This is a genomic window from Pseudoxanthomonas sp. LH2527, from assembly GCF_022539275.1.
GTDB lineage: Bacteria > Pseudomonadota > Gammaproteobacteria > Xanthomonadales > Xanthomonadaceae > Pseudoxanthomonas_A.
This window is the reverse complement of the sequence record NZ_JAKZBW010000020.1, coordinates 45,182-70,108: the sequence shown is the minus strand read 5'-3', so window position 1 is coordinate 70,108 and position 24,927 is coordinate 45,182. Positions and strand designations below refer to the sequence as shown.

General features: G+C 67.9%; 23 protein-coding genes and 4 tRNA genes. 9 read left to right on the top strand and 18 right to left on the bottom strand.

Annotated elements, in window-relative coordinates:
- Nucleotides 1-12: 12 nt before the first annotated feature.
- The 11 genes from MMG85_RS12130 to MMG85_RS12080 form a co-directional block, all read right to left on the bottom strand.
- A complete protein-coding gene (locus tag MMG85_RS12130) occupies nt 13-378 on the bottom strand; it encodes a cupin domain-containing protein (protein WP_055941944.1) in 366 nt (121 codons plus the stop codon).
- 59 nt (nt 379-437) lie between these two features.
- Nucleotides 438-641, bottom strand: coding sequence for a hypothetical protein (locus MMG85_RS12125; protein ID WP_241046278.1), 204 nt, complete (start codon nt 639-641; stop codon nt 438-440).
- A 17-nt stretch (nt 642-658) separates the two neighbouring features.
- Entirely contained in the window at nt 659-1,216 is a 558-nt protein-coding gene (locus MMG85_RS12120; RefSeq protein ID WP_241046277.1) for a hypothetical protein, read from the bottom strand.
- Nucleotides 1,217-1,257: 41 nt separating this feature from the next.
- Entirely contained in the window at nt 1,258-1,920 is a 663-nt protein-coding gene (locus tag MMG85_RS12115) for a hypothetical protein (protein WP_241046276.1), read from the bottom strand.
- Nucleotides 1,917-2,885 (bottom strand): aldo/keto reductase, encoded by a 969-nt coding sequence (locus MMG85_RS12110; protein ID WP_241046275.1) that lies wholly within the window; start codon nt 2,883-2,885, stop codon nt 1,917-1,919. Before MMG85_RS12110 ends, MMG85_RS12115 begins: the two co-directional genes overlap by 4 nt.
- Nucleotides 2,886-2,937: 52 nt before the next feature.
- Complete coding sequence (locus MMG85_RS12105; RefSeq protein WP_241046274.1) at nt 2,938-4,194, bottom strand: EAL domain-containing protein; 1,257 nt, start codon at nt 4,192-4,194, stop codon at nt 2,938-2,940.
- Nucleotides 4,195-4,359: 165 nt separating this feature from the next.
- Entirely contained in the window at nt 4,360-5,889 is a 1,530-nt protein-coding gene (gene ppx / locus MMG85_RS12100) for an exopolyphosphatase (protein WP_345778852.1), read from the bottom strand.
- A gap of 83 nt (nt 5,890-5,972) precedes the next feature.
- Nucleotides 5,973-8,060, bottom strand: a complete 2,088-nt coding sequence (ppk1, locus tag MMG85_RS12095; RefSeq protein ID WP_241046273.1) for a polyphosphate kinase 1 — start codon at nt 8,058-8,060, stop codon at nt 5,973-5,975.
- A complete protein-coding gene (gene phoR / locus MMG85_RS12090) occupies nt 8,057-9,397 on the bottom strand; it encodes a phosphate regulon sensor histidine kinase PhoR (protein ID WP_241046272.1) in 1,341 nt (446 codons plus the stop codon). The genes ppk1 and phoR overlap by 4 nt, the downstream gene beginning before the upstream one ends.
- A 237-nt stretch (nt 9,398-9,634) precedes the next feature.
- Nucleotides 9,635-10,324 carry a phosphate regulon transcriptional regulator PhoB gene (phoB, locus tag MMG85_RS12085; protein ID WP_055941959.1) on the bottom strand — a complete coding sequence of 230 codons (690 nt, stop codon included), beginning with the start codon at nt 10,322-10,324 and terminating at the stop codon, nt 9,635-9,637.
- Between the two features lie 100 nt (nt 10,325-10,424).
- On the bottom strand, nt 10,425-12,065 hold the full coding sequence (locus tag MMG85_RS12080) for a M48 family metalloprotease (RefSeq protein WP_241046271.1): 1,641 nt from the start codon (nt 12,063-12,065) through the stop codon (nt 10,425-10,427).
- Nucleotides 12,066-12,252: 187 nt separating this feature from the next.
- On the opposite strand from MMG85_RS12080, the gene grxC reads away from it, so the two are divergent.
- From grxC to MMG85_RS12055, 5 genes are all read left to right on the top strand, one after another.
- Entirely contained in the window at nt 12,253-12,543 is a 291-nt protein-coding gene (gene grxC / locus MMG85_RS12075; protein WP_241046270.1) for a glutaredoxin 3, read from the top strand.
- Nucleotides 12,540-12,932 (top strand): carboxymuconolactone decarboxylase family protein, encoded by a 393-nt coding sequence (locus tag MMG85_RS12070; protein WP_055941968.1) that lies wholly within the window; start codon nt 12,540-12,542, stop codon nt 12,930-12,932. The genes grxC and MMG85_RS12070 overlap by 4 nt, the downstream gene beginning before the upstream one ends.
- A 373-nt stretch (nt 12,933-13,305) precedes the next feature.
- Nucleotides 13,306-14,313: an isocitrate dehydrogenase gene (locus MMG85_RS12065; protein ID WP_241046269.1), complete on the top strand. Its 1,008-nt coding sequence runs from the start codon at nt 13,306-13,308 to the stop codon at nt 14,311-14,313.
- Nucleotides 14,314-14,411: 98 nt separating this feature from the next.
- Nucleotides 14,412-16,250 (top strand): Na+:solute symporter, encoded by a 1,839-nt coding sequence (locus MMG85_RS12060; RefSeq protein ID WP_241046268.1) that lies wholly within the window; start codon nt 14,412-14,414, stop codon nt 16,248-16,250.
- A gap of 112 nt (nt 16,251-16,362) precedes the next feature.
- Nucleotides 16,363-17,676, top strand: a complete 1,314-nt coding sequence (locus MMG85_RS12055) for a Na+/H+ antiporter NhaC family protein (RefSeq protein ID WP_241046267.1) — start codon at nt 16,363-16,365, stop codon at nt 17,674-17,676.
- A gap of 51 nt (nt 17,677-17,727) precedes the next feature.
- Here MMG85_RS12055 and MMG85_RS12050 read toward each other — a convergent pair whose 3' ends face one another.
- The gene (locus MMG85_RS12050; RefSeq protein WP_241046266.1) at nt 17,728-18,492 is read right to left on the bottom strand and encodes a Bax inhibitor-1/YccA family protein; all 765 of its coding nucleotides are present in this window, start codon (nt 18,490-18,492) and stop codon (nt 17,728-17,730) included.
- Between the two features lie 149 nt (nt 18,493-18,641).
- Between MMG85_RS12050 and MMG85_RS12045 the strand changes: the two genes are divergently transcribed.
- From MMG85_RS12045 to MMG85_RS12030, 4 genes are all read left to right on the top strand, one after another.
- A tRNA-Pro gene (locus MMG85_RS12045) sits at nt 18,642-18,718 on the top strand.
- A 58-nt stretch (nt 18,719-18,776) separates the two neighbouring features.
- Nucleotides 18,777-18,853: transfer RNA gene (locus MMG85_RS12040), tRNA-Arg, on the top strand.
- A 38-nt stretch (nt 18,854-18,891) separates the two neighbouring features.
- Nucleotides 18,892-18,968 (top strand) — tRNA-His (locus MMG85_RS12035).
- 73 nt (nt 18,969-19,041) lie between these two features.
- Nucleotides 19,042-19,117: transfer RNA gene (locus MMG85_RS12030), tRNA-Lys, on the top strand.
- A gap of 70 nt (nt 19,118-19,187) precedes the next feature.
- Here the strand turns inward: MMG85_RS12030 and MMG85_RS12025 are convergent.
- Genes MMG85_RS12025 through MMG85_RS12000 form a run of 6 tightly spaced genes read right to left on the bottom strand, consistent with a single transcriptional unit; the run spans nt 19,188 to nt 24,910 of the window.
- On the bottom strand, nt 19,188-20,339 hold the full coding sequence (locus MMG85_RS12025) for an integrase (protein ID WP_241046265.1): 1,152 nt from the start codon (nt 20,337-20,339) through the stop codon (nt 19,188-19,190).
- A gap of 19 nt (nt 20,340-20,358) precedes the next feature.
- A complete protein-coding gene (locus MMG85_RS12020) occupies nt 20,359-20,571 on the bottom strand; it encodes a hypothetical protein (RefSeq protein ID WP_241046264.1) in 213 nt (70 codons plus the stop codon).
- Between the two features lies 1 nt (nt 20,572).
- Nucleotides 20,573-21,100, bottom strand: a complete 528-nt coding sequence (locus MMG85_RS12015) for a hypothetical protein (RefSeq protein WP_241046263.1) — start codon at nt 21,098-21,100, stop codon at nt 20,573-20,575.
- 5 nt (nt 21,101-21,105) lie between these two features.
- Nucleotides 21,106-23,115 carry a ParB/RepB/Spo0J family partition protein gene (locus MMG85_RS12010; protein ID WP_241046262.1) on the bottom strand — a complete coding sequence of 670 codons (2,010 nt, stop codon included), beginning with the start codon at nt 23,113-23,115 and terminating at the stop codon, nt 21,106-21,108.
- Entirely contained in the window at nt 23,112-24,473 is a 1,362-nt protein-coding gene (locus MMG85_RS12005) for a reverse transcriptase domain-containing protein (RefSeq protein WP_241046261.1), read from the bottom strand. Before MMG85_RS12005 ends, MMG85_RS12010 begins: the two co-directional genes overlap by 4 nt.
- Entirely contained in the window at nt 24,470-24,910 is a 441-nt protein-coding gene (locus MMG85_RS12000) for a four helix bundle protein (RefSeq protein ID WP_241046260.1), read from the bottom strand. Before MMG85_RS12000 ends, MMG85_RS12005 begins: the two co-directional genes overlap by 4 nt.
- Nucleotides 24,911-24,927: the final 17 nt, after the last annotated feature.

The window sequence follows — 24,927 nt, the reverse complement described above, 5'->3', positions numbered from 1 at the left end:
TTGTCTTCAATCTCAGACCCACACGTCGTTCTTGGCGGTATACGCACCGCCGGCATCGCCCGTGTTCACCACGCCGCGCGGTTCCACCAGCATGATGCTGCATTCCTCCTGGGCCACCGGCCGGTGCTCGACGCCCCTGGGGACGACATACATCTCGCCGGTGGCGAGGGGCACGGCCTTGTCGCGGAACTCCAGCGTCATTTCGCCTGCCAGCACGATGAAGACTTCGTCCGTCTCCTCGTGCGCATGCCAGACGAATTCACCGTGGATCTTGGCCAGCTTGAACTGGTAGTCGTTCATCTCGGCGACGACGCGCGGTGACCAGTGCTCGGAAAAGCGGGCCAGCTTGTCTTTCAGGTTGATGGCGGTGTCTGACATGGGGCATCCGTCGTGAGGGGGTCGGGTGAATCCGCGCAACGGCGCACGCGCGCCGCGGATTACGGAACGCGTACACCCCGCGCCGCCGTGAACAACGCATACCACTCTTCCCGGCTCAGCGTGATGCCGTCCGCCGCGCAGCAGGCGACCAGCCGGACCGGGTCGGTGGTGCCGACGATGGGCTGGATGCCGGCGGGATGGCGTAGCAGCCAGGCGAGCTGGATGGCTTCGGGCGTGTGCAGCCGCTGGTGCTTCCACAGCACGAAGGGCTTCAGCGGTCCTAGGATATCGGTCTCTGGGGGGAGGGCGGGAGGCAAGGTGCATCCCGGAGGGAGGTCGTGGGCACCGGCACCCAGATCTCGGTCGGTTGATGGATACGAGGGTCATCGGCCGAGGGAAGCCAGCGCTGCTCCACGCGGAAGACGGGTCGCCCCTGATGGATAACGAAGGAGTACGTGGGTCCATCCACGAACCTTTCCTGTTCTTCTGCCAAGGAGGGAATGTCCACGCTGACTCCCCAGGATTCCCAATCCGGCACGTGCTGATCGATGTCTGAGAAACCCATGCCCCTGACGACTTCTACCTCGTCGAGCTTGGGGTGCCGGATGTCATCGAGGAGCGCCGACGGGAGCCAACTCGCCGTTTCGCCGATCTGGATGCAAAGCGAGGAAAGGCGCGCGCGATCTTGCGCGACATAGACAACGTCGCTGTCGAAGGTGCGAATCCAGACTTCGGTGTACGCGCTTGTCAGCGCAGGTGTCGAGCGGGTGGGCAATGCGGCCAAGAGGGTCAGCAGGACCATGACCACGCGTGTGGAGAGCGAGAATCTCGAGTTCATGGCGGCGGTTCCAACAGTCGAAAGATGGTTGTATCGGTTCGTCATCGCTCGCTTCGCTGTTGAATGCTGCTCTGGCCATGACCGTGCATCGTGTATTTCTCGTCGTACGCGTGCACGGCTGGCGCTGAGCATTCCGCAAGATCGGCGAGTGCGGCGTCCAATGCCGCTTGCAGCGGATGACTGATTCCTACATAGGACCAATTGGCCTGGTTGTCGTGCCCGTCGCGCGTACTCAGGAAGTAGCGGGTGCCGTGCATTACCGTGATGCCGATGGGGTCATCGAAAGCATGGCCGATGGGAATGCTGCGCGCCGCCAGATCCTCATAGACGGCTGCGGCTGAGGGACATGCCTCGTGATCGATCTGGATGGAGCAACTGCGGCTCCAGTCGCCGACGGCGATGAAGATCCTGGGGGGCTCGGTCGCCTGGGCGAAGATGCCGTTCCGGCCCTGCCGGAAGTGGACCAGCAATCCCGGTCCGTTGCCGGTATCGGGAAGGCGGCCGATCCTGATATCCGTCGGGTGCAGCTCCATCCCCAGCTCATCCGGGAACAGCATGACCTCGGACAATCCGTGAGAACGACAGCCGTCCGCCAAGGTCGACCAGTCGACGAACGCCGGTGCCGGTGCCGGTTGCGTGGCGCAACCAGCGCCTGTGAGTGACAGGAGCGCACCGGCCAGCCAGCGATAACGTGCGCTGCTCATGGCACGGGATCTCCCCGCGCCGCCGTGAACAACGCATACCACTCTTCCCGGCTCAGCGTGATGCCGTCCGCCGCGCAGCAGGCGACCAGCCGGACCGGGTCGGTGGTGCCGACGATGGGCTGGATGCCGGCGGGATGGCGCAGCAGCCAGGCGAGCTGGACGGCTTCGGGCGTGACGCCTTTCTCCTCGGCCAGTTGCCGCAGCAGCGTGGAGGTGGCGCGGATCACCGGGTCGGCGAATTCGGACGTGGTGGCCAGCCTGCCGCCGGCCAGCGGCGACCACGCCTGCACGCGGATGTCGTGTAGGCGGCAGTAGTCCAGCGTGGCGGCTGCCGAGGCATAGGCATGGCCGGTGGTGTTGGCGACCACGCCGTCGTCGATCAGGTGGTGATGCAACAGGCTGAGTTCCACCTGGTGGGCGACCAGCGGCTGGCGGACGTATCGCCGCAGCAGGTCGATCTGGCCGGGCGTGTGGTTGCTGACGCCGAAGTGGCGCACCTTGCCCGCAGCATGCAGTGCGTCGAACGCGCGCGCGACGTCTTCCGGCTCCACCAGTGCGTCCGGGCGGTGCAGCAGCAGGAGATCGAGATGATCGACGCCAAGCCGCGACAGGCTGCCTTCGACCGAGCCGACGATATGCGCATGGCTGAAGTCGTAGCGGCCCGGCGCACCCGGCGGATCGTCGGCGAAGCGGATGCCGCACTTGGACTGCAGCACCATGCGCTCGCGCAGGCCCGGCGACGCACGCAATACGTCGCCGAACACCTGCTCGGACTTGCCGCGGGCATAGATGTCGGCGTGGTCGAACAGGGTGATGCCGTTGGCCAGCGCGGTCTCGATCAGGCGCTGCGCGTGGCGGCGTTCGTCGGCGCTGACGGGCGTGGCGTCCCAGGCGCGGCTGAGCTGCATGCAGCCATAGGCGATGCGGGAGGTCGGCAGGCCGTCGGCCAGGAGATGGGTCTTCATCGGCGGAGCGCAGGAGGGGTGGCCGGCATCATGCCAGAGCGGCGGCGTGCCGCTAGTTGCGCAGGCGCTCGTCGCGCAATCGCTGCGCCAGCGCGGCGACCTCCAGCGGGCGTGCGAGGTGGTAGCCCTGCACGTCGTCCACGCCTAGCGCCTGCAGCGCTGCCAGTTCCGAGGCCGATTCCACGCCCTCGGCCACCACGCGCGACTGCGTCTGGCGGGCGAACTCGATCAGCGCGGCCGCCAGCGCGCGCCGCGGCGAATCGCTGTCGATGCCGCGAGTCAGGCTGAGGTCGAGCTTGATGATGTCGGGGTGGATGGCCAGCACGTGGCGCATGCTGGCGTAGCCGGCGCCGGCATCGTCCACCGCGATCCGCACGCCGGCCTCGCGCAACGGCCCCAGTCGCTCGTTAAGCAGTCCGTAGTCGTCGACCAGCGAGTGTTCGGTGATTTCCAGCACCACGCGGCGGGGATCGATGTCATCGATGTAGCCGTCGATGCCGCCACTGATGAGGGTCTGTGGCGAGACGTTCAGCGCCACGTAGAAGTCGCCGGCGACGCCACGCAGCCCGTCCAGGGCGGACAGGATGGCATTGAGTTCCAGCCGCACGCCCAGGCCGATCTCGCGCGCTTCGGCGAACCAGACATCCGGCGTGCGCCGGGGTTCGAGGTCGAAGCGGGAGAGGCATTCCACCCCGACGATCCGACGCGTGCTGCTGCGGTAGATGGGCTGGTAGACGATGTGCGGCTGGCCGAGTTCCAGCACCGAGGTGATGCGCTCGACCTTGGCCTCGTGTTCCTGCACGGCGTCCAGGTCGCCATCGATCTGGTACGCCAGCAGGTCGGCGAAGGCGCGCATCATGTGCAGGTCGCGCTGGCCGAGCGACAGGCTGGGCGCCAGGCTGAAGCAGCAGAACGTGCCGTAGACGCGGCCATCGCGCAGCTGGATGGGTACGCTGATGTGCGACCCGATCGGGAGGCTCCGCGTTTCCGGGAGGTATTCCAGCGCGGGAATGGCCGCGGTATCGGGGATCAGCTGCGGAATGCGGCCCTCGACCACCCGCATGCAGTAGCCCTCGTCGAGGGGACTGGAGTCGCCAGGGCGGATGGGCGCGCGGTCGAGGCGGGTGGCGACATGGCGGAACACGCGATGCTGGCCGTGGAATTCGCTGACGAAGGCCACGTCCATGTCGAGGTGCCGGCGCACGGCATCGAGCAGGCGGTCGACGTTGCGGCCGATGGCGACGGCACCGGGTCCGCCTTCCAGCCAGGCGTCGGTCAGTGCGTCCGCAGAATGCCTACTGTCGATCACGGGCTTCCTCCTGAAGGCAGGTACGCGACGAATAGTCAGCCGTCGGGTTCTGCACCCGCCGCGGGGACGGAGGGCGAGGAGGCGTGGGGCGAAGGGGAGACCACGCCGCAGAGCCGGGGCGGGGCCGAGTGTAACCTCAAGTCACAATTGAGGCGCGCGCGGAGGTCACGCCACGAACGGCTTGAACGCCACGCCCAGGCCCTGCATGTCCTCCGGCTCGCCGACCAGGTCGGAGCGGAGCAGGGGGCGGGCTTCGATCCACTTCTGGTCGACCACCAGGTCCAGGCGGTCGCCGTTGGCGGTCAGGTCCAGCCGTGGGATGGCGTCGGCGTCGTGCGAGCGGTGCAGCAGCACGGCCAGCCGCAGCAGCGCGGCCTTGCGCTTGGCGCTCAGCAGCAGGCGGTCGGGCAGGGCATCGAACGCGGTCTTCGGCACGCCGCGGCGATGCGTGCGCACCAGCGCCGAGAGCACCTGCTGCTCCTGCCGCGAGAAGCCTTCGATATCCGAATGCTCCAGCAGGTAGGCGCCGTGCACGTGGTACTGGCTGTGCGCGATGGCCAGCCCGATCTCGTGCAGGCGCGCGGCCCAGCCGAGTATGCGGGCGTCGTCGTCGTTGAGGCCCCAGGCGCTCTCGACCTGCTCGAACAGGCGCATCACCGTGGCTTCCACGCGCGCCGCCTGGAATTCGTCGATGCCGTAGCGGTGCATCAGTGCCGCGGTGGACAGATCGCGCGGGTCGTTGTCGCTGCCGCGGCCGAGCATGTCGAACAGGATGCCTTCGCGCATGGCGGCCTTGCTGACCATCAGGCGCTGCAGCCCCAGCGCCTCGAAGGCGGCTTCCAGCACCAGCACGCCACCGGCGATGATCGGGCGGCGGTCGCTGGACAGCCCGGGCAGGTCGATGTCCTCGATGCGGTCGGCCTGCAGCAGCTTCTCGCGCACCTGCGGCAGCGCCTCGGCGGTCACCGCGCCCTTGGTCAGCTTCATCGCCGCGCAGATCTCGCCGATCGCCTTGTTGGTGCCGGACGAGCCGATGGCTTCCTGCCAGCCCAGGTTGCGGTACAGGCCGGCGAACTGCTGGAACTCGGCGCCGATCTCGGTGAGGGCTTCCTTCCAGCGCTTGCGCGACAGCTTGCCGCCGGGAAAGAAACGGCGCGTGCTGGCGATGCAGCCGGCCTGCAGGCTTTCGCGTTCCAGCGTCTCGAAGCCGCGGCCGATGATGAATTCGGTCGAGCCGCCGCCGATGTCGATGACCAGCCGGCGCTGCCCGGCCTTGGGCGGTTGCGCGTGGGCCACGCCGAGGTAGATCAGGCGCGCTTCCTCGCGGCCGGAGACCACTTCGATGGGCTTGCCGAGCGCGGCTTCCGCCGCCGCCAGGAATTCGTGCGGATCGCGCAGCTGGCGCACGGTGTTGGTGGCCAGGGCGCGCACGCGCGCACCGGGCACGTCGCGGATGCGCTGGCCGAAGCGCGACAGGCAGTCCAGCGCGCGTTGCCGGGCGGCCGCGGACAGGCCGCCCTTGCTGTCCAGGCCATCGGCCATGCGGACGGTTTCGCGCAGGCGGTCGACCACGCGCAGCTGCCCGAGCAGCGAGCGCGCGACCACCATGTGGAAGCTGTTGGAACCCAGGTCGATCGCGGCCAGCAGGTCCCCGTCCTGGAGTGGCGGGGAGGTGGGGGAGGTCAGGGGCGCCATGCGATCAGTTTAGCCAATGGCGACGCGCATTGCTGCCATGCGACGGGATGACGCATCGTCGCCGGCCGCATGGTTGGGTCGCCTCACACCTTGGCCAACAGCAGACCCTGCGCCGAGTGCGGCGTGTCGTCGCCGGGCGTCAGCTTGACGTAGCCGCCATCGGCCTGCAGTTCCCAGGCGTTGCAGTTGTCGTCCAGGTAGTTCTGCAGCCCTTCCTTGAACACGCGCGCGGCCAGGTCCTTGTCCAGGATCGGGAAGCAGGTTTCCACGCGATGCAGCAGGTTGCGCTCCAGCCAGTCGGCGCTGGCGCAGTACAGTTCCGGCGCACCGTCGTTGCCGAACCAGTACAGGCGGCTGTGTTCGAGGAAGCGCCCGACGATGGAACGCACGCGGATATTGTCGGAGATGCCGGGCACGCCGGGGCGCAGCGCGCAGGCGCCGCGCACGATCAGGTCGATCCGCACGCCGGCCTGCGAGGCCGCGTACAGCGCGCGGATGATCCGCGGTTCGTTGATGGCGTTGATCTTGGCGATGATGCGCGCCGGCTTGCCGGCGCGGGCCAGCTTGGCTTCGCGCTCGATCTTCTTGATCAGCCCGGGGTGCAGGGTGAACGGCGATTGCAGCAGGCGCTTGAGCTTGGTGGTGGGCGCCAGGCCGGACAGCTGCTGGAACAGCAGGTGCACGTCGCTGCCGATGTCCGGGTCGGAGGTGAGCAGGCCGATGTCGGTGTACACGCGGGCGGTGCCGCTGTGGTAGTTGCCGGTGCCGAGGTGCACGTAGCGGCGCAGTTTGCGGCCTTCGCGGCGCACGATCAGCAGCATCTTGGCGTGGGTCTTGTAGCCGACCACGCCGTAGACGACCTGGGCGCCGGCTTCCTGCAGCTTGTCCGCCACGCCGAGATTGGCGTCCTCGTCGAAGCGCGCACGCAGCTCGACCACCACGGTGACGTCCTTGCCGTTGCGTGCCGCCTGCACCAGCGCCTCGACGATGGCCGAGTCCTTGCCGGTGCGGTACAGCGTCTGCTTGATCGCCAGCACGTCGGGGTCCACCGACGCCTGCTTGATCAGGTCCAGCACGGCGCCGAACGAATCGAAGGGGTGGTGCAGCAGCACGTCGTCGTCGGCGATCTTCTCGAAGATGGCTTCGCTGTCGCGCAGGGGGCGCGGGGTGAATACCGGGTACTTCAGTTCCGGCCGCTGCACCAGGTCGTACACCTGGATCACGCGGTTGAGGTTGACCGGGCCATGGATGGGGTACACGGCGTTTTCGGTCAGCCCGAAGTTCTGCAGCAGCTGCCGCACGATCGGCTTGGGACAGTCGTGCGCGATCTCCAGCCGCACGGCCGGGCGGTAGCCGCGGCCGACCAGTTCGTCGCGCAATGCCAGCGCGAGGTTCTCGACTTCCTCTTCGTCCACGACCACTTCGGAATTGCGGGTCACGCGGAACTGGTAGGAGCCCTTCACCTCCATGCCGGGGAACAGCTCGTCCACGAACACCGACAGCACCGACGACAGCAGCACGAAATCATTCTCGCCGCCCGACACGCGCTGCGGCAGGTGGATGATGCGCGGCAGCGAGCGCGGCGCGCGCACGATGGCCAGGTGGCCGGCGCGGCCGAACGCGTCCTTGCCCTTCAGCACCACCACGATGTTGAGCGACTTGTTGAGGATCTTCGGGAACGGATGCGCCGGGTCCAGGCCCAGCGGCGACAGCACCGGCATGATCTCGTTGCGGAAGTAGGCGCGCAGCCAGCGGGTCTGGCGCGCGTTCCAGCTGTCGCGCCCGAACACGCGCACGCCGGCCTCGGCCAGGCCGGGGCGCAGCACGTCGTTCCAGCAGCGGTACTGCGCATCCACCAGCTCGGCGGCGCGGTCGTGGATCTTGTTGAGCACGGTCGCCGGGCTCATGCCGTCGGCGCCGGGCGGCAGGCCGAAGTCCAACGCATGACGCACGGTGGCGGCGCGGATCTCGAAGAACTCGTCCAGGTTGGTGCAGGAGATGCAGAGGAAGCGCAGGCGCTCCAGCAGCGGCACCGACGGGTCCTGCGCCTGCGCCAGCACGCGGAAGTTGAAATCCAGCTGGGACAGTTCGCGGTTCAGGTAGAGCGAGGGATCGCGCAGCGCGTCTTCGCCGGTCGCAGGCGGGGGCGTGGTGTCCAGGGCGGCGTTCATGCGGTCTGGCTGTCCGTGGTGTGGGGGCTGAAAGCGTCGAGGCGTGGCTCGACGCGCTCGGCACCGAAATGGATGGAGAACACGCTGCCCTGGCCGACTTCGCTCTCGATCTCGAGGCGGGCCTGATGCAGGTTCAGTACGTGCTTGACGATCGACAGGCCCAGGCCGGTGCCGCCGCTTTCGCGCGAGCGGCTGGTGGACACGCGATAGAAGCGCTCGGTGATGCGCGGCAGGTGCGAGGTGGGGATGCCATAGCCGGTGTCGCGCACGCTGAGCACGGCGCCGTCGCCCTCGCGCGCGAAGCGCACGGTGATGGTGCCGCCGACCGGCGTGTAGCGCACCGCATTGCTGACCAGGTTGGAGAAGGCGCTGTGCAGTTCCTTGTTGGAGCCGGACAGGTCCAGGTTGGCTTCGTCCTGGATCACGATGGTGTGGCGGCGCTGGCTCAGCGCTTCGGCCTCGCGGCGCAGCGTGGCCAGCATCGGCGCCATCGCCACGTTCTCGTCGGGCAGGCTGTCCTGCGCTTCCAGCCGCGACAGGGTCAGCAGGTCTTCCACCAGCTGGGTCATGCGCTGCGACTGCTTCTGCATCTCGCTCAGCATCGGCGCCCAGTCCGGATACTCGGTGGGTTCCAGCATGTCGAGGTAGCCATGCACGACGGTCAGCGGCGTGCGCAGTTCGTGCGAGACGTTGGCGACGAAGTCGCGGCGCATCTGTTCCAGCCTCAGCATCTTGCTGACGTCGCGCGCGACCAGCAGCCAGTACTCGTCGGAATATGGAATGAGCCGCAGGTTGAGCCGCAGATGGGGGTCGACCGGCGAGGCGGCATCGAGCATCGGCTCGGCGTTGCGGCCGGCCGCCAGCCAGTGCGACAACGGCAGCGGCTGCAGGCGGTCGCCGACAGGGGCGCCGATGTCGGAGGGGTACTGCAGCCCCAGCAGGCTGGTGGCGGCCTTGTTGAACCACTGCACGCGCTGGCTGTTGCGCTCCACCACCACCACCGCATCCGGCAGCGCGGCGGCGGCGGCGCGGTAGGCACGCAGCATGTCGAGCAGGCGGCGCTTGCGGGTGCGCATCTCGGCCTGGCCACGGAACAGCAGGCGGTCGAGTTCGTTCCACACGCCCTTGCCCTGCGCGGGCTCCAGCCGCTGCCGCGCGGTCAGACGCAGCAGCACCTTGCGCAGCCGCCAGTAGTGCCACGTCACCACGCCGAGCGCGGCGGCGGTGACGACCGGCCACACCTGGCCCACCAGCAGGCCGACCACGACCGCGAGCGCCAGCACCAGCGCCAGCTGGCCGAGCGTCTTGAACCACGCGGAACGGATGTCGTGGGGCATGGACCGATTGTAGGCAGATGTGTATGACAGCAGGGGATGGGGCAGGGAGCGCGACTGCTTTTCCGTCATTCCGGTGTACGCCACGATCCCTGTTGCGGTGGTATTGGCCGTCGCGTCGGCCTTGGTGCGGGCAACGGCAAGATCAAGGTGGATTCCGGCGTGCGCCGGGATGACGGGCGAAGGCGATACGTGCTTTCAACGATTCCCGATTCCCGATTCCCGATTCCCGCGACAACCTCACATCGCCGCCGAGAACCGGTAGCCCGACCCGCGCACGGTCTGCACCATGTTTTCCAGGCCATGCGGTTCCAGGGTCTTGCGCAGGCGGCGGATGTGCACGTCGACGGTCCGTTCTTCCACGTAGACGCTGCCGCCCCAGACGTGGTCGAGCAGTTGCGTGCGCGAGTAGACGCGCTCGGGGTGGGTCATGAAGAAGTGCAGCAGGCGGTACTCGGTAGGGCCGATGGCGACCGGGGTGTCGCCGGCGAACACGCGGTGGGCCGCACCGTCGATACGCAGGTTGCCGACGGCGACGCTGCCGTCCTCGTCGTCGTCGCGCGAGCGGCGCATGACGGCGCGGATGCGGGCCAGCAGCTCGCGGGCCGAGAACGGCTTGACCACGTAATCGTCCACGCCGGCTTCCAGCCCGCCGACGCGGTCGTTCTCCTCGCCACGGGCGGTGAGCATGATGATCGGCACGTCGCGGGTCATGGCGTCCTTGCGCCAGCGGCGGGCCAGCTCCAGGCCACTGGTGCCGGGCAGCATCCAGTCCAGCAGGATCAGGTCGGGCACACGGTCCGCGATGGCGTTCTGGGCTTCACGGGCGTCGCCGGCGTGGATCGGCTCGTATTCGCCCTTGCGCAGGGCGAACGCCACCATGTCGCGGATGGCGGGTTCGTCGTCGACGATCAGGATGTGCTTCTGCACGCAGGATCCGGGTGCGGGGGGGACGGTGGCAGTAGACGACAATTTTGTGACGTTTACATGACATGCCGCAGGACTGTCATGGCAGCGTGCCGACGGCCGGTCAGCGCCGTTCCACGTCCGGGTCGCGGATCCCCTGGCGGCGCAGTTCCAGCACTTCCGGGGTGATGGTGGCGATGCGGGCATCGACCCGGGCGCGGGCGTAGAAGTCCAGGTCGCTCCGGTTCTTGAGATTCTGCAGCTGGATCAGCGCCTGTTCCGGCCGCCCGTTCAGGTAGGCGGCCTCGGCATAGGCTTCGCCGGCGCGGGCGGTGTCGCCGGCCAGTTCGTTGGCGCGGGCGAAGTGCTGCTGGAACACCGGGTCGTCGCCGGCGCGGGCCATCATCGGGCGCAGGAGGGCCTGCGCGCGCTGGCCGGCCTCGCGGCCCCCCTGTTCGTTCAGGATCTTGGCGTAGGTCAGGGCCACCGGACGGTTCTGCGGGTAGCGCTGCATCAGCGCATCGAAGCGGCGGTTGGCCGCCGCCGCGTTGCCGGTGCGCGATTCGGCTTCGCCCAGCGTCAGGGAAAGCCACAGGTTGTCGGGGTGCTCGTCGGCCAGCCGCTGCAGTTCGGTCAGCGCGGTGCGGGTATCGCCGCCCTGCAGGTGGGCCACGGCCAGGCCGTAGCGTTCCGGTCCGGTCAGCGGCTTGCCGGCCTGGCGGCGCAGGGTCTCGTACTCGCGGACGGCGGCCGACGGCGTGCTGGCGCTGAGCGCCCGCAGGCGTTCGCGGGCCCAGTCGAACTGGCCGGTGTCGGCCTGGCGGAAGGCCTGCGACGGCAGGGTCACGGGAATCGGCAGCAGCGGATTGTCGCTGCGCGTTTCCGGCAGGACGATGCCGGTGCGGTCGAAGCGCTCCACGCGCTCGCCGCCGGGCACCGTGGTCACGGCGGTCACCTGGTCGCCCCGCAGCTGGTCGGCGCGCTGGCGGGCCTCGCTGATGCGGGTGGTGGTGACCGGGTGGGTCTGCAGGTAGTCCGGCACCTGTTCGCGGCCGCTGCCGCGCGCCACCCGGGTCGCCTGCTGCAGCTTGGCGAAGAAGCCGGCCATCGCATCGATGTCGTAGCCGGCGCGGGACAGGGTGCGGATGCCGACCCGGTCGGCTTCGGATTCGTTGGAGCGGGTGTAGTCGATCTGGCGCTGCTGCATCAGGCCCATCGCGCTGGCGATGGCGGCCTGCGAGGCGTCGCCGCTGGAACTGCCGCCGGCCGCCTGCGCCAGCACGATGGCGCCCAGCATGCCCAGCAGGATCGGGATCTGGTCGCGCTGGGCGCGCTCCACGCCGCGCAGCACGTGCTGCTGGGTGACGTGGGCGATTTCGTGCGAGAGCACCGCGGCCACCTCGTCCTCGCGGTCGGCCGTCAGCACCAGGCCGGCGTTCATGCCGATATAGCCGCCCAGCGTGGCGAAGGCGTTGATCTGCCGGTCGCGCATCATGAAGAAGGTGTAGGACTGCTGCGGGTTGTCGCTGTCCGCGCCGAGCCGGCCACCGACGCCCTGCAGCCAGTCGGTGATCAGCGGGTCCTCGAGCAGGTAGCCGTAGTTGCGCAGTTCGCGCAGCATCATCCCGCCGTACTGGGCCTGCCGCGCCGGCGTGAGCAGTTCGCCCGCGGACGAGCCGATGTCGGGCAGGCGGCTTTCCTGCGGCGACGCCAGCGGTGCGGCGAGGGCCAGGGTCAAGGCGGTGGCGAGCAGCAAGGGACGCAAACGGGGCTCCGTGGCGGATAATGGGCGTCTTCATCAGGATGACCGGTCGTCGATCCGGGCGAGTGAATACGTGGTTAACCGGACCGGTTCCGGTTCGCACTGTTCCACTTCGTTCACTGGAAGACGGCGCGGCCTGCCCGATATTGGCTGGGACCCCTGCATGTCCCTTTCGTTCCGGAGACTTCCCTTGAGCGACACCCCGACGGGCGCCACCGCGCCCCAGATCACCATCTACAGCACCGCCATCTGCCCCTACTGCGTGGCGGCGAAGAACTTCCTGAAGAGCAAGGGCCAGTCCTGGACCGAGGTACGGATCGACCTGGACCCGGCCGAGCGCGAGAAGATGATCGCCACCGCCCGGCGCACCAGCGTGCCGCAGATCTTCGTGGGCGACGTGCACGTGGGCGGCTACGACGACATGATCGCGCTGCACCGCGCCGGCAAGCTCGACGCACTGCTGGCGGGAGAGGCCGCATGAGCGCCGCCGACGACAGCCAGGACCGGGTGAAGGCCTTCACCGAATTCCGCCAGCGGATGAACAAGCGCATCCTGGACGAACCCAACCAGGTCGTGCGCCGCTTCTTCGCCCTGGACACCCAGACCTACCAGGCCGGCGCGCTGGACGTGAAGACCAAGGAGCTGCTGGGTCTGGTCGCCTCGATGGTGCTGCGCTGCGACGACTGCATCAGCTACCACGTCGCCCAGTGCAAGGAGGCCGGCGTGACGCGCGAGGAGTTTTTCGAGACCTTCTCGGTCGGCCTGGTGGTGGGCGGCTCCATCGTCATCCCGCACCTGCGCCGCGCGGTGGATTTCCTCGACCAACTGGAAGGCGGACAGGCCGACGCGCCGGCGGCGCACGACCACTGAGGTCGCCAAGGTGGATCAGGTGCTCGTGCGAGCACCTTGCCTGCCCGCGTCCGCCGGTGTCGTGCCTGAGCGGTTCGGGGAACTATTTCCGCGTGGCCGTCGTCCCAGCGAAAGCTGGGACCCATCTTGATCTTCGCTTTCAGCAGTCGCCGTAGCCGTTGGAAGGAAACGCAGCGGGGACACGGATACCCCCCTTCGCCGGGATGACGGCCCCGGCGATGATCCTGTCCCGTTTCGCCCGGCGGAACCGGCCTCAGACCATCGTCGATTAGGGGGCTTGGCGGCCGATCGGGCATAATTGCGGGACAAATCTCCCTCTCTGCACGCGTCGCGGCCCCGTCCGGCGCGCGCCCCTGTTCGGAAACCCCACTCAATGACCCAGACGATTACGGTCATCCGCGGCGACGGTATTGGCCCGGAGATCATGGACGCCACCCTGCACGTGCTCGACGTGATGAAGGTCGGCCTGACCTATGAAGAGGCCGATGCCGGCCTGGTCGCGCTGGAAAAGCACGGCGACCTGCTGCCGCAGGCCACGCTGGATTCGATCCGCAAGAACGGCGTGGCGCTGAAGAGTCCGCTGACCACGCCGGTGGGCGAGGGTTTCAGCTCGATCAACGTGGCGCTGCGCCGCCACTTCGACCTGTACGCCAACGTGCGCCCGGCCAAGTCGTTCCCGAACACCAAGTCGCGCTTCCCGACCGGCGTGGACCTGATCACCGTGCGCGAGAACACCGAGGGCGCCTACATCGGTGAAGGCCAGTCGATCTCGGAAGACGGCGAAACCGCGCTGCTGACGCAGAAGATCACCCGCAAGGGTTCCGAGCGCATCGTGCGCTACGCCTACGAGCTGGCCCGCAAGACCGGCCGCAAGAAGGTCACCATCGTCCACAAGGCGAACATCCTGAAGACCACCTCGGGCCTGTTCCTGAAGGTGGCGCGCGAAGTGGCTGCGCTGTACCCCGAGATCCAGACCAACGAGATGATCGTGGACAACACCTGCATGCAGCTGGTGATGCGTCCGGAGCAGTTCGACATCATCGTCACCACCAACCTGTTCGGCGACATCATCTCCGACCTGTGCGCGGGACTGGTCGGCGGCCTGGGCCTGGCACCGGGCGCCAACATCGGTGTCGACGCGGCGATCTTCGAGGCCGTGCATGGTTCGGCACCGGACATCGCCGGCAAGGGCGTCGCCAATCCGTGCGCGCTGCTGCTGGGCGCGGCGCAGATGCTCGACCACTTGGGCCAGCCGGAAAAGGCCGAGCGCCTGCGTGCGGCCATCATCGCCACGCTCGAAGCGAAGGATTCGCTGACCCCGGACCTGGGCGGCGAGGGCACCACCATGTCGTTCGCCAAGGCGATCGCCAGCCGCGTCTGAGTGCGGCGCGCGCGCATCTCCGCGCCTTGAGGCGCGGAGATGCGGTTTGGCCCCCCGCAGTGCGTGGGGTATCCTCGGTCCAATGTTCCTCATGACGCATGCCGTCGCGCCCGATGGGATCGCTGGCGGTCATTGACTGGACCATCGTCGCGGCCTATCTGGCGGCGACGCTGCTGGTAGGCGCCTGGGTGTCCCGCACGGCGGGGCGCTCGCTGGAGTCGTACTTCGTCGCGGACCGGTCGCTGCCGTGGTGGTGGCTGGGAACCTCGATGGCCGCCACCACATTCGCCGCCGATACGCCGCTGGTGGTGGCGGGACTGGTCGCCAAGCATGGCGTGGCCGGCAACTGGCTGTGGTGGTCCTGGGCGATCTCGCATGTGTCGGTGGCGGTGGTGTTCGCCGCGCTGTGGCGCCGCTCGCGCGTCCTCACCGATGCCGAACTGATCGAACTGCGTTACGCCGGGCGATCCGGTGCCTGGCTGCGCGGCTTCAAGGCGACCTTCTTCGCCATCTTCATCAACGCCATCATCCTGGGCTGGGTGGTCCGGGCGATGGTGAAGATCGCGGCGCCCTTCGTGGATTGGGAGGTATGGCTCGGGCCGGAGGTGGTGGCGGGATTCGCCGCGCTGTGGCCGGAGACGCTGTGGGTGGGGACGCCCGGCGACACGATCACCGTGCTGGTGCTGTTCGGGGTGATCGGGGTCTACTCGAGCCTGGGCGGCATCCGCGGCGTCATCCTGACCGACCTGGTGCAGTTCGCGATGGCGCTGGTGGGCGGCACCCTGTTCGCGTGGTTCGCCATCGAGCACGTGGGCGGACTGCAGGGGCTGCGGGACGGCCTGGCGCAGCATTACGACGTGGACGCGTTGCTGGCGTTCGTGCCTGCGCAGGACGCCGCCTGGCTGCCGCTGCATGTCTTCCTCATCTACGTGGCCGTGCAGTGGTGGGCGCAGTACTACAGCGACGGCAGCGGCTACCTGGCGCAGCGCCTGTTCACGGCGCGCGACGAGCGGCATGCGGTCGGTGGCGCCCTGTGGTTCGTGGTGCTGAACTACGCCGTGCGCACCTGGCCCTGGGTGCTGGTCGCGCTGGTGGGGTTGCTGGTGTTTCCGCTGGGATCGGCGGGCGAGGGGGCCGCCGGCGTGGTCGCGAACGACCGCGAGATGGCCTACCCGGTGCTGATGGCGCAGCTGTTGCCGGCCGGCGCGCTGGGCCTGCTGTTCGCCTCGCTGCTGGCGGCGTTCATGAGCACGGTGGACACGCACCTCAACTGGGGGGCGAGCTACCTCACCCATGATCTCTATCGACGCTTCGTCGATCCCGACGCCGGCCAGTCGCGCCTGGTCTGGGTCAGCCGCCTGGCGGTGCTGCTGCTCGCCGCGATGGGCGTGGTGGTGGCCTCGCGGATCGACAGCATCGAGCAGGCGTGGCGGTTCTTCATCGCGCTGGGGGCGGGCCTTGGCTTGCCGTCGATGCTGCGCTGGTTCTGGTGGCGCGCCAATGCGTGGACCGAAATCGCTGGCATCGTGGCGGCGGTGACCTCGGCGATGGTGCTTTATCCGCTCTTCCCCGATGCGCGCGCCGAACACCTGCTGGTGGCCATCGTCGCGATCGCGACGACCTGCGCGATGGCGGCGACCTTCCTCACGCCGCCGGTGCCCCGCGAGCATCTGGCGGCGTTCGTCCGCCGCGTCCGCCCGCCGGGATGGTGGCAGGGCCTGCCGGGGGCCGCGCCGAAGAAGGCGATGCTCTGGCTGGGCGCGGCATGGCTGGCCGGCAACGCCGGCGTCTTCGCGCTGATGTTCGGCATCGGTTACCTGCTGCTCGGCCCGCGTGCGCACGGCGCGGCGCTGGCGCTGGCCGGGCTGGTCCTGCTCTGGGCGACGCTGGCGGCGAGCACGCGCTATCGCCTCGCCAGCGGCCTGCAGGACGGCTGACGCGCCGACCGGCCCGCGGTGTCCCGCTTTTGTTTGCGTATGTCCCATCCATGAGGTTGGATGCGAGGCGAAGGGCACGCACACTCCGCGGCCCCACGAAGAAGGTCCCGCCATGTCCGTCCGTCCCAGCGCGTTGGCGCTGACCCCGCTGCTGCTGTTCCTGGCGCTGTTCTTCGGCGCGGGCCTGTACTACACCGCGCAGGGCGAGGCCATGGGCTTCTACCAGTTGCGCGCGCCGGTGGCGATCCTGCCGGCACTGGCGCTGGGCGTCTGGCTGGCCCGCCGGCGCGGCATCCCGGCCCAGCAGACGCTGCTGCAGGGCATGGGCGACAGCAGCGTCATGCTGATGTGCCTGATCTTCCTGCTGGCGGGCGCGTTCGCCACCGTGTCAAAGGCGATCGGGGCCGTCGATGCGGTCGTCGCGCTGGGTCTGGGCGCGCTGCCGGCCAGCCTGATCCTGCCGGGTCTGTTCCTGGTCGCAGCGTTTGTCTCGCTTTCCATCGGCACCTCGATGGGCACGGTGGCCGCGGTGGTGCCCATCGCGCTGGGCGTGGCCGACGCGGCGGGACTGGACCGCGTGCTGGTCGTCGGCGCGGTGCTGGGCGGGGCGATGTTCGGCGACAACCTGTCGATCATCTCCGACACCACCATCGCCGCCACCCGCAGCCAGGGCGCGGAGATGCGCGACAAGTTCCGCGAGAATTTCAAGATCGCGCTGCCGGCGGCCATCGCGACCCTGGTCCTGCTCGGCGTGCTGGGCGACGCCGCGCCCGTCGAAGCGCCCGACGCCGCGTCGCCCTGGCTGGCGCTGCCGTACCTGCTGGTGCTGGGGCTGGCGCTGGCCGGGCTGGACGTGGTGCTGGTACTGGCGATCGGCCTGGTCGCGTCCGGTCTGTTCGGCTTCGCGATGGCGCAGGACTACGACGTGGTCTCGTTCGCCGGCGACATCTACGTGGGGTTCGAGAGCATGGTGGAAATCACCCTGTTGTCCATCCTCATCGGTGGCCTTGCGGCGCTGATCAAGGCCACCGGCGGCCTGGCGTGGCTGGCCCGGGTCATCGCCCGGTTCGCGCGTGGCCACGCCGGCCGTCGCTCGGGTGAACTCAGCATCGCCGCGCTGGCCGCCGGTTCGGATGCGCTGACGGCCAACAACACCGTCGCCATTCTGGTGACCGGCAGCCTGGCCAAGGACATCGCGCAGCGCCACGGCATCAGTCCGCGCCGCGCGGCCAGCGTCCTGGACATGTTCGCCTGTGTGGTGCAGGGCGTGCTGCCTTATGGCGCGCAGATCCTGCTGGCGGCGTCGCTGGCGGCCGTGTCGCCGCTCGCGCTGGCCGGCAGCGTGCAGTACTGCTGGCTGCTGGCCGTGTCCGCGCTGGCCTTCATGCTGTGGCCGTCGCGCCGCACGGTGCCGGCGGCGGAATGAAAACGGGGCGCTTGCGCGCCCCGTTCCCTTGATCGTGCCGTGTGCGGAAACTCAGTCGCGCGACTGCAGTTTCGACAACAGCCGCAGCAGTTCCAGGTACAGCCACACCAGCGTGACCATCAGGCCGAACGCGCCGTACCACTCCATGTACTTGGGCGCGCCCTGTTCCACGCCGGTTTCGATGAAGTCGAAGTCCAGCACCAGGTTCAGCGAGGCGATGGCCACCACGAACAGGCTGAAGGCGATGCCGACCCAGCCTGCTTCGTGGATCATCGGGATGTTGATGCCGAAGAAGCCCAGCACGATGCTGGCCAGGTAGACCAGCGCGATGCCGCCGGTCGCCGCCACCACGCCCAGCTTGAAGTTCTCGGTCGCCTTGATCAGGCCGCTGCGATAGGCGAACAGCAACGCGAACATGATGCCGAAGGTCAGCATGACCGCCTGCATCACGATGCCGTCGAACTTCGCGTTGTAGACCGCCGAGATCGCACCCAGGAAGAATCCCTCCACCAGCGCGTACAGCGGCGCGGTGACGGGCGACCAGGTCTTCTTGAAGACGGTGATCAGCGCCAGGACCAGGCCGCCGATGGCGCCTCCCCACATGTACAGCGCGAACCCCGGTGCGGGCAGGCCGTCCGTTCCGAGTGCCTGGTTCCAGGAGTACGCTGCCGTCAACACGGTCAGCAACAACAGGATGCCGGTCTTGTTGACCGTGCCGTTGAGCGTCATTGCCTCGCCATCGCGCGAGACGACGGTCCCGCTGCCGAGGTCGAGGAACGTGGATTCCTTCAATGCCGGATTGCCGCTGCGTATCATCGTTCCCTCACGTGGTTGCCGGACGTCTGTCCCATGCCGCTGAGCATATCGCAAGGCGACCGCCCCGCACGTTCCGTTTGACAGCGGGGCCGCAGGTTCCGACAATACGCGGCCTCGTTGGCGTCCAGACGCCACGCCGGGACCCTCGTCGGGGTATAGCGCAGTCTGGTAGCGCATCTGCTTTGGGAGCAGAGGGTCGGGGGTTCGAATCCCTCTACCCCGACCAGTCTGATGCACCGCCAGGGTGTGTTCCGGCAGGGCGGGGATGCGACAATCCGGACCGGGCGCCCGTAGCTCAACCGGATAGAGCACCGGCCTTCTAAGCCGGCGGTTACAGGTTCGAGTCCTGTCGGGCGCGCCATGGGTGGTGTGCTCCGGCGGGAACAGCAGGTTTCAGTGGTGGATGTAGCTCAGTTGGTTAGAGCACCGGATTGTGATTCCGGGGGTCGCGGGTTCAAATCCCGTCTTCCACCCCATTGATGGAAGATTCCGCTGCGGCGGGGTTTGTAACAAACAAGGGATGCGGGTACACTACGCGCCCAGTTTTCGGGGCTGTTAGCTCAGTTGGTAGAGCAGTTGACTCTTAATCAATAGGTCCAAGGTTCGAATCCTTGACAGCCCACCATTAAGAACAGGGACTTAGGTGAAAATCTAAGTCCCTTTTTCTTTGCCTCCGTAATGATGCTCCGTAAAAATCAGGGTGCATCAGCAGGTTTCACGAGCGGAACGCTGAGGTCGTAGACGTTCATCATGGGCTCGGTCAGGCCGGCGGCGTCCTGCTTGTCGCGCTTGGTGCCCTTGGTGTCGGTGACGCCCTTGCGCTTGAGGTCGTGCAGGCTGAACCGCTGCTCCTCGGTGATCACGCCGGCCTCGATCGCCTTCAAGATCAGCCGCTGCCAGGCGCTGTCCAGGCCGTCCTTGGTCAGCGGCTCGCCGTCTTCGGAGAGGAACACGAAGCGATTCTCTGGCCGCAGCTGCTCGGGCTGGCCACGTCGGGCGATCACGCCGCGCCGGTGCGCCAGCGCCGCGTCCCAGGCCGCGCGCAGTCGCGGCGACCACTCCACGATGTTGTTGCGGCTGCCCTTTCTGCGATCGGTGCGCAGGCCTTCCGGCTCGCCCTGCGCTTCCACCAGCGTATTGGTCTCGATGCCGCGCAAGCGGCACAGGTAGCTGAGCTCGGCCACCATCCACAGGTACGGGGGCTGGGAACCCTTCGTGTGGGCCTTGAGGGCGCCGCGTTCGCGCGCGAAGGCCAGCACCGCGTCGTATACAGACTGCGGCGGCAGGCGCCTGCGCTGGCGTTCCTGGGCCTGCTCGATGCCCTTGGCGGGGTTGTCCTTCAGTCCCAGGTGCGGGCCGGCCCATTTGTAGACCCGGCGAAGGTAGCGCAGCACGTGGTTGGCCTTGGACGGGTGACCTTGGCGGACGATCTTCTCGACCAGGCGCTGCACGTTGGTCTGGGTGAGCCGGCCAGCCATGAGCGTTCCGAACTTCCCGCCGCCGGTGATCGGGAACGCCTCGATGATCTTCCGGCACACGGCGTAATCGCGCTGCGTGGCCTTGGCCAGCGTCTTGAATTTGGTGCTGTCATGGAAGGCGGCCAGCATCCAGGCGATCGTGCCGTGCGTGGGGCCTCCTTTGCCTTCCTCGACCAGGCGGTGCAGATCCGACAGCTTGGCCGTGGGACCGGCGATGGTTTCGCGGGCGGGCCGGCCTTCCTTCTGGATGAACACGTACCAGCGGCCGCGGCCAGACGCATCCCAGTACACACCGGCTGGCAGCGCCGTCTGGTCGATGTGCGCCGGGATGGTGGGGTTGAACTTGCGCTCGCGTCCGCGTGGTGCCATGGCGTTGCCTCCTGCAGGCCTAGATTAGATCAGCCGGGTAGGGCGCGTTGGCATCGTCATTGGCCGGCAGCACGCCCAGCGCCCGGTTCAGGGCGTCCAGTGTGGTCCACACGCCGCCGCGGCACGGCTTGACCGGCACGCCCGCCTTCTCGGCCCACTGCTCTACGTCAGCGCGCCGGGTGTAGCCGCTGATCTGCTGCAGGTCGGAGAATTCGAGGACGGGGCCAATCACGTCAGGCGGCGTCTCGCAGGCGGCTGACCAGCCATTCCGCGGCGCGGATCTTGGCTGACTCAGGCAGGACCGCGAACTCGGGGTCATCCGCGATCTGCTCAAGGCAGGCCAGGAATTGCAGCTCAAGGCTCAGGCTTGCCGGCGCAGCATCTTCTGTTTCCGTAACGGGCGCCGCAGGCTGCATTTGCCGCGCGGCGCGCGGCGGAGCAGCTGCAAGCCCGTTCGCCTGCGGCTGCTCCACCAGGTGGTAGGTGATCTGCAGTGTGGATCCTTCGGAGCGGATCCTGCCCTGGTTGCGCAGCAGGCCGACTGCCTTGGCGCGTTCGGGCTGGTCGATGTCGGCAAGGGCAGCGCGCAGGTCCGCGCCTGGCAGGCTGCCGCCTGCATCACGCAGTGCAACGAGGATGCGCTCGGCGTTGGTGTGGGTGGTGGCCACGTCGATGGTCTCCTGGGTGAGAGGCGCCGGCCGCGGCGCCTCCGAATGGAATGAAGGCGTCAGGCCCGAGAGGGTGGGTCGGAAGGTGTTCACGCCGCTTACGACTTCTTCTTGGCCGGCTTAGCCTTCGGTGCCGCGGCCTTCTTGGGGGCTTTCTTTGCCGGCTTCTTGGCAGCGATCTTCTTCGCCGGTGCTTTCTTCACGGCAGCCTTCTTCGCGCCCGTGTGGTGCTTGGAGGCCGGCTCGGTGGTCGTATTGGTCTGCTCCAGCTTCTTGCCGTACGACGGGCCGCGCAGCAGCTTCGGCAGCCAGCCGGTGCCGGCGAGCAGCTTAGCGCCCAGTGCGGCGCGTTCGTCCTTCTTGAGGCCGCTCAGCGTGGCCGCCTGGTCCTTGCCTTTGGCCTCAGTCACCCCCTGCGCCAGTAGGTCGGCATGGATCCGGCCGGCGAAGTTGTCCACCTCTGGCGACCAGTGCTGGGCCATGTTGAAGTCGGTGATCAGGTGGATGGCGTCGACACCTTCGTGGCCGCGATCACTACCGGTCGCGCCATCGAAGTGCGCCACCACGAGGGCCGCCTGCAGCTCGAGGCGCCACGCGTCGGTCTGGCGCAGCAGGAACTGCAGCGTGTCCTTGCGGGGAACCTGCTTGATGATCTGCAGGCGCTCCGTGATCGCCGCGCTGATCGCCTTGTGGATGTCGGCCTCTGTCCTCGGGCCGCTGTTGCCGAACGCCAGATGCAGGCCATTGTTGCCGTAGCAATTGGGCCAGTGCGACATCAGCAGTCGCTCCAGCAGCACGCAGTGCGCCAGCGTCGGGTCCTTGGCCAGCTGCATCGCTGCTGCGGCGCTACGGTGCGCCGACAGCGTGGCGCGCATCGCCTCTGACAGTTCCGGCTTCTTGGCAGGCTTCGTGGCGCTGTTGCTGGATGCCGGCGCCACGGGTACCGCCGCGCCACTCTTCCGCGAAGGGAGGAGCCTTGCCCACTGGTATTCGAGGTTCCCGCCATCGCTGAGGTACACCAGCACGCCAGACTCTGCCCTCACATCGGCGGGATAGGACGCAACGCATCGGCCGTCGATGATGTCGCGCTCTTGGTAAAGCCGATCTTCTTCGTCCTGCAGGGCGCGAGCCGCATCCGCATCCAGCTCGTCTACGTCGATGTCGTCGATGGCGTCGAGCCTGGCGGAGATCTCAGCGTGTCGCGTCTCGTCTTCCGGCGAAGCGAACTGATCGTCTCCCTTGGCGGAGAAGTAGCGGGGATGGTTGTCGTACGCATGCCGTTCCTGGGGGCTCATGCTCACGCGGGCCTCGACCCATGCCCAACCGTCCGCGCGTAGTTGCTCCGCGATCGCCTCCAGTCGGTCCAGTGCCAGGGAATCCAGCAAAGGCAGGTCCAGCAGGTACACGTGCTCGGAGAACAGGTCCGTGCGCACGCGCCCACCTGCCAGCTCATACGCCTCCAGACCAACGAACCGGGGCAGCGGGCTGTCGCTGCGTACCGACTCGCGCGTGATGAAGTCGCGCAGGTGGGTGGGCGAGCGCTCGTACTCGCTGCGCGCCGTCTCCCACGCTTGGCGCTGCAGCTCGTGGTTGTCGGTGGTGGCCAGGGCGGTGAGCTGGTCGATGTTCATGCCGCCGGCGCGGTAGATCTCGAACAGGTCGGGGCGCACGTTGGCCAGGCGCAGGCGCTGCTCGATGTGGCGAGCCGTCTTGCCGAAGCGCACGGCGATCTCGCCGATCGCCTTGCCCTCGGCGACCAGCTGCTGGAATGCGACAAACTCGTCAGCCGGGTGCATGGCCTGGCGCATCAGGTTGGCTGTCAGACCCGCCTCGGTGCCGCGCTCGGCTTCGACTACGTGGCACGGCACCTTGCTCAGGGCATCGGTCAGGCGACCTTCGTTCTGGAGCAGCTGCAGCGCCTGGAGGCGGCGGCCGCCGTCTTCGACCTCGAACTGACCGTCGTTGGCCGCTGTCACCACCAGGTTGTTGAGGACGCCCTCGGCGGCGATGCTGGCCGCCAGTTCGTCGACGGCCGTGGCCCCGGTCTTGCGGACGTTGCGGGGGGAGAGGCGCAGCTGCGCCAGCGGGATGGACTGGATGTAGGTCATGCGGTGCGAATCCTCAGTGTGATGCGCCTGGCATGCAGGCGGTGATGGAAGCGGCGCGGTGCCGCGGCGGTGCGAAGCCAGGGAAAGCGCCGGCGGATGGCCGCGCGCAAGCGGTGGCTGTTGGCGTGCCGCAGGTGCCCTGCGTAGCTGGACACCACGCAGCGGATGCGGTCGAGATCGTTGGGGGTGCCGCGAATGCGGCTGCCGGCGACGTGGACGCCTTCCCACTCGGTCAGCGCCTTGCGCAGGTGCGCGATGACGCGCGGCCGCGCCAGCGTGTGCGTGGGGTAGATGACGTAGCCGAGGAAGTCCAGGCCATCGGTCAGGCGGCGCAGGCGGATCTCCGGCTTGAGCGACAGGCGCAGCTCGTTGGCGAGGAACTGAACGATCTGCGCCTGCCAGCGCTCCAGCTGCGCGCGGTCGTGGTGGAACAGCACGAAGTCGTCGACGTAGCGCAGGTAGCGCTTGGCCTTGAGCACGTGCTTGGCGAACTGGTCCAGCGCGTCCAGGTACACGTTGGCGAAGAACTGGGACGACAGATTGCCGATAGGCAGGCCGCAGCCCGGCCGCGCATTGGCGAGCCGCTTGTGGGGCGGCACCTGCGCCAGCTCGGCGGCCGTGGCGCGCACCTGCACGCCGGCCTTGCCCGGGTCATGCCGCAGCAGAGCATGCGTGACGCGAAGCGCCTGATCGGGTAGCCCGGCTCGCTGCAGGCGCGGCTTGAGCGTGCGCCACAAGGTGGGGCGATGGATGCTGTTGAAGAAGTTGTGGATGTCCAGCTGCAGGTAGTAGCCGCCGCCCTGGCCGCTGTGCACCTGTCGGGCGAACGCCTGCGCACGCCTCACCGCCGCGTGCGTTCCTTTGCCGCGCCGGTTGGCGAAGCTGTCGTGGATGAAACGCGGCTCGTAGATCGCCTCCAACTGCGGCACCAGCCAGTGGTGCACGACGCGATCAGCGAAGTCCGGCGCGTGGATCTCGCGCGCCTTCGGGCGTGTGGCGATGAAGCAGGTGGATGGGCGTGGCGACCATGTGCCCGTAAGGATCTCGCGTTCGATCTGGAGCAGCCCGTCCATCCACCGGTCATCGAAGCGCAGCTGGTTGTGGCTGGGCACCTTCTGCCGGCGTGCGCGCTTCCATGCGTAGTACAGCCCCTGCAGCAGCGAGGGCTTCCGTTCCCCTTGAAACTCACCGACGCGGCGCACGGCCAACGCGAACCCGTTGTTGTTGCGGTGGTTGTTGTTGACGTTGCCGTTGTTGAAGTTGACGTTCCACGCGGACGCCGAAGACCAGGCGGCCGCCTCCCCATACACTTGCGACCAGGCCACGCAGCCCGGATGTGGGTAGCGTGGCTTCGTCATCGATTGGCCCCCGCAGAGGCGGTACGGGTACTCAGTTTCTTGCCACGCTGCGGGGCGGCACGACCGCCGCCCGCATTCTGGGCTTGAGGGGAAAGCTGGCGGTTCCACCCGCCGACCTGCGCGCCGAGCTCTTCGGCCTGGCGTGCAAGGTGCTCGAAGTGACGGAAGCTGCGGAAGGCCTGGATCAGCTTGGCCGTCTGCATGTGCTGCTTGAGCTCGTCGACGGCCCATACCAGCTGACCGACCCACCGGCGGCGATGTGCCTGGTCTCGCCATGCGCGCGAGGCCAACTGCACCACGGTGCTGGCGGCACGTCGTAGATCGCTGCCGATCTGGTACTTGTGGTAGCGGTCGAAGCCGCGCACGAACTGCTCGATGTCCACGAGCAGGCGCTGTGCGGCCTTGATGATCGGCGGAGGCTGGTAGCGGGACGTCATCGGTCAGATCAGGTCAG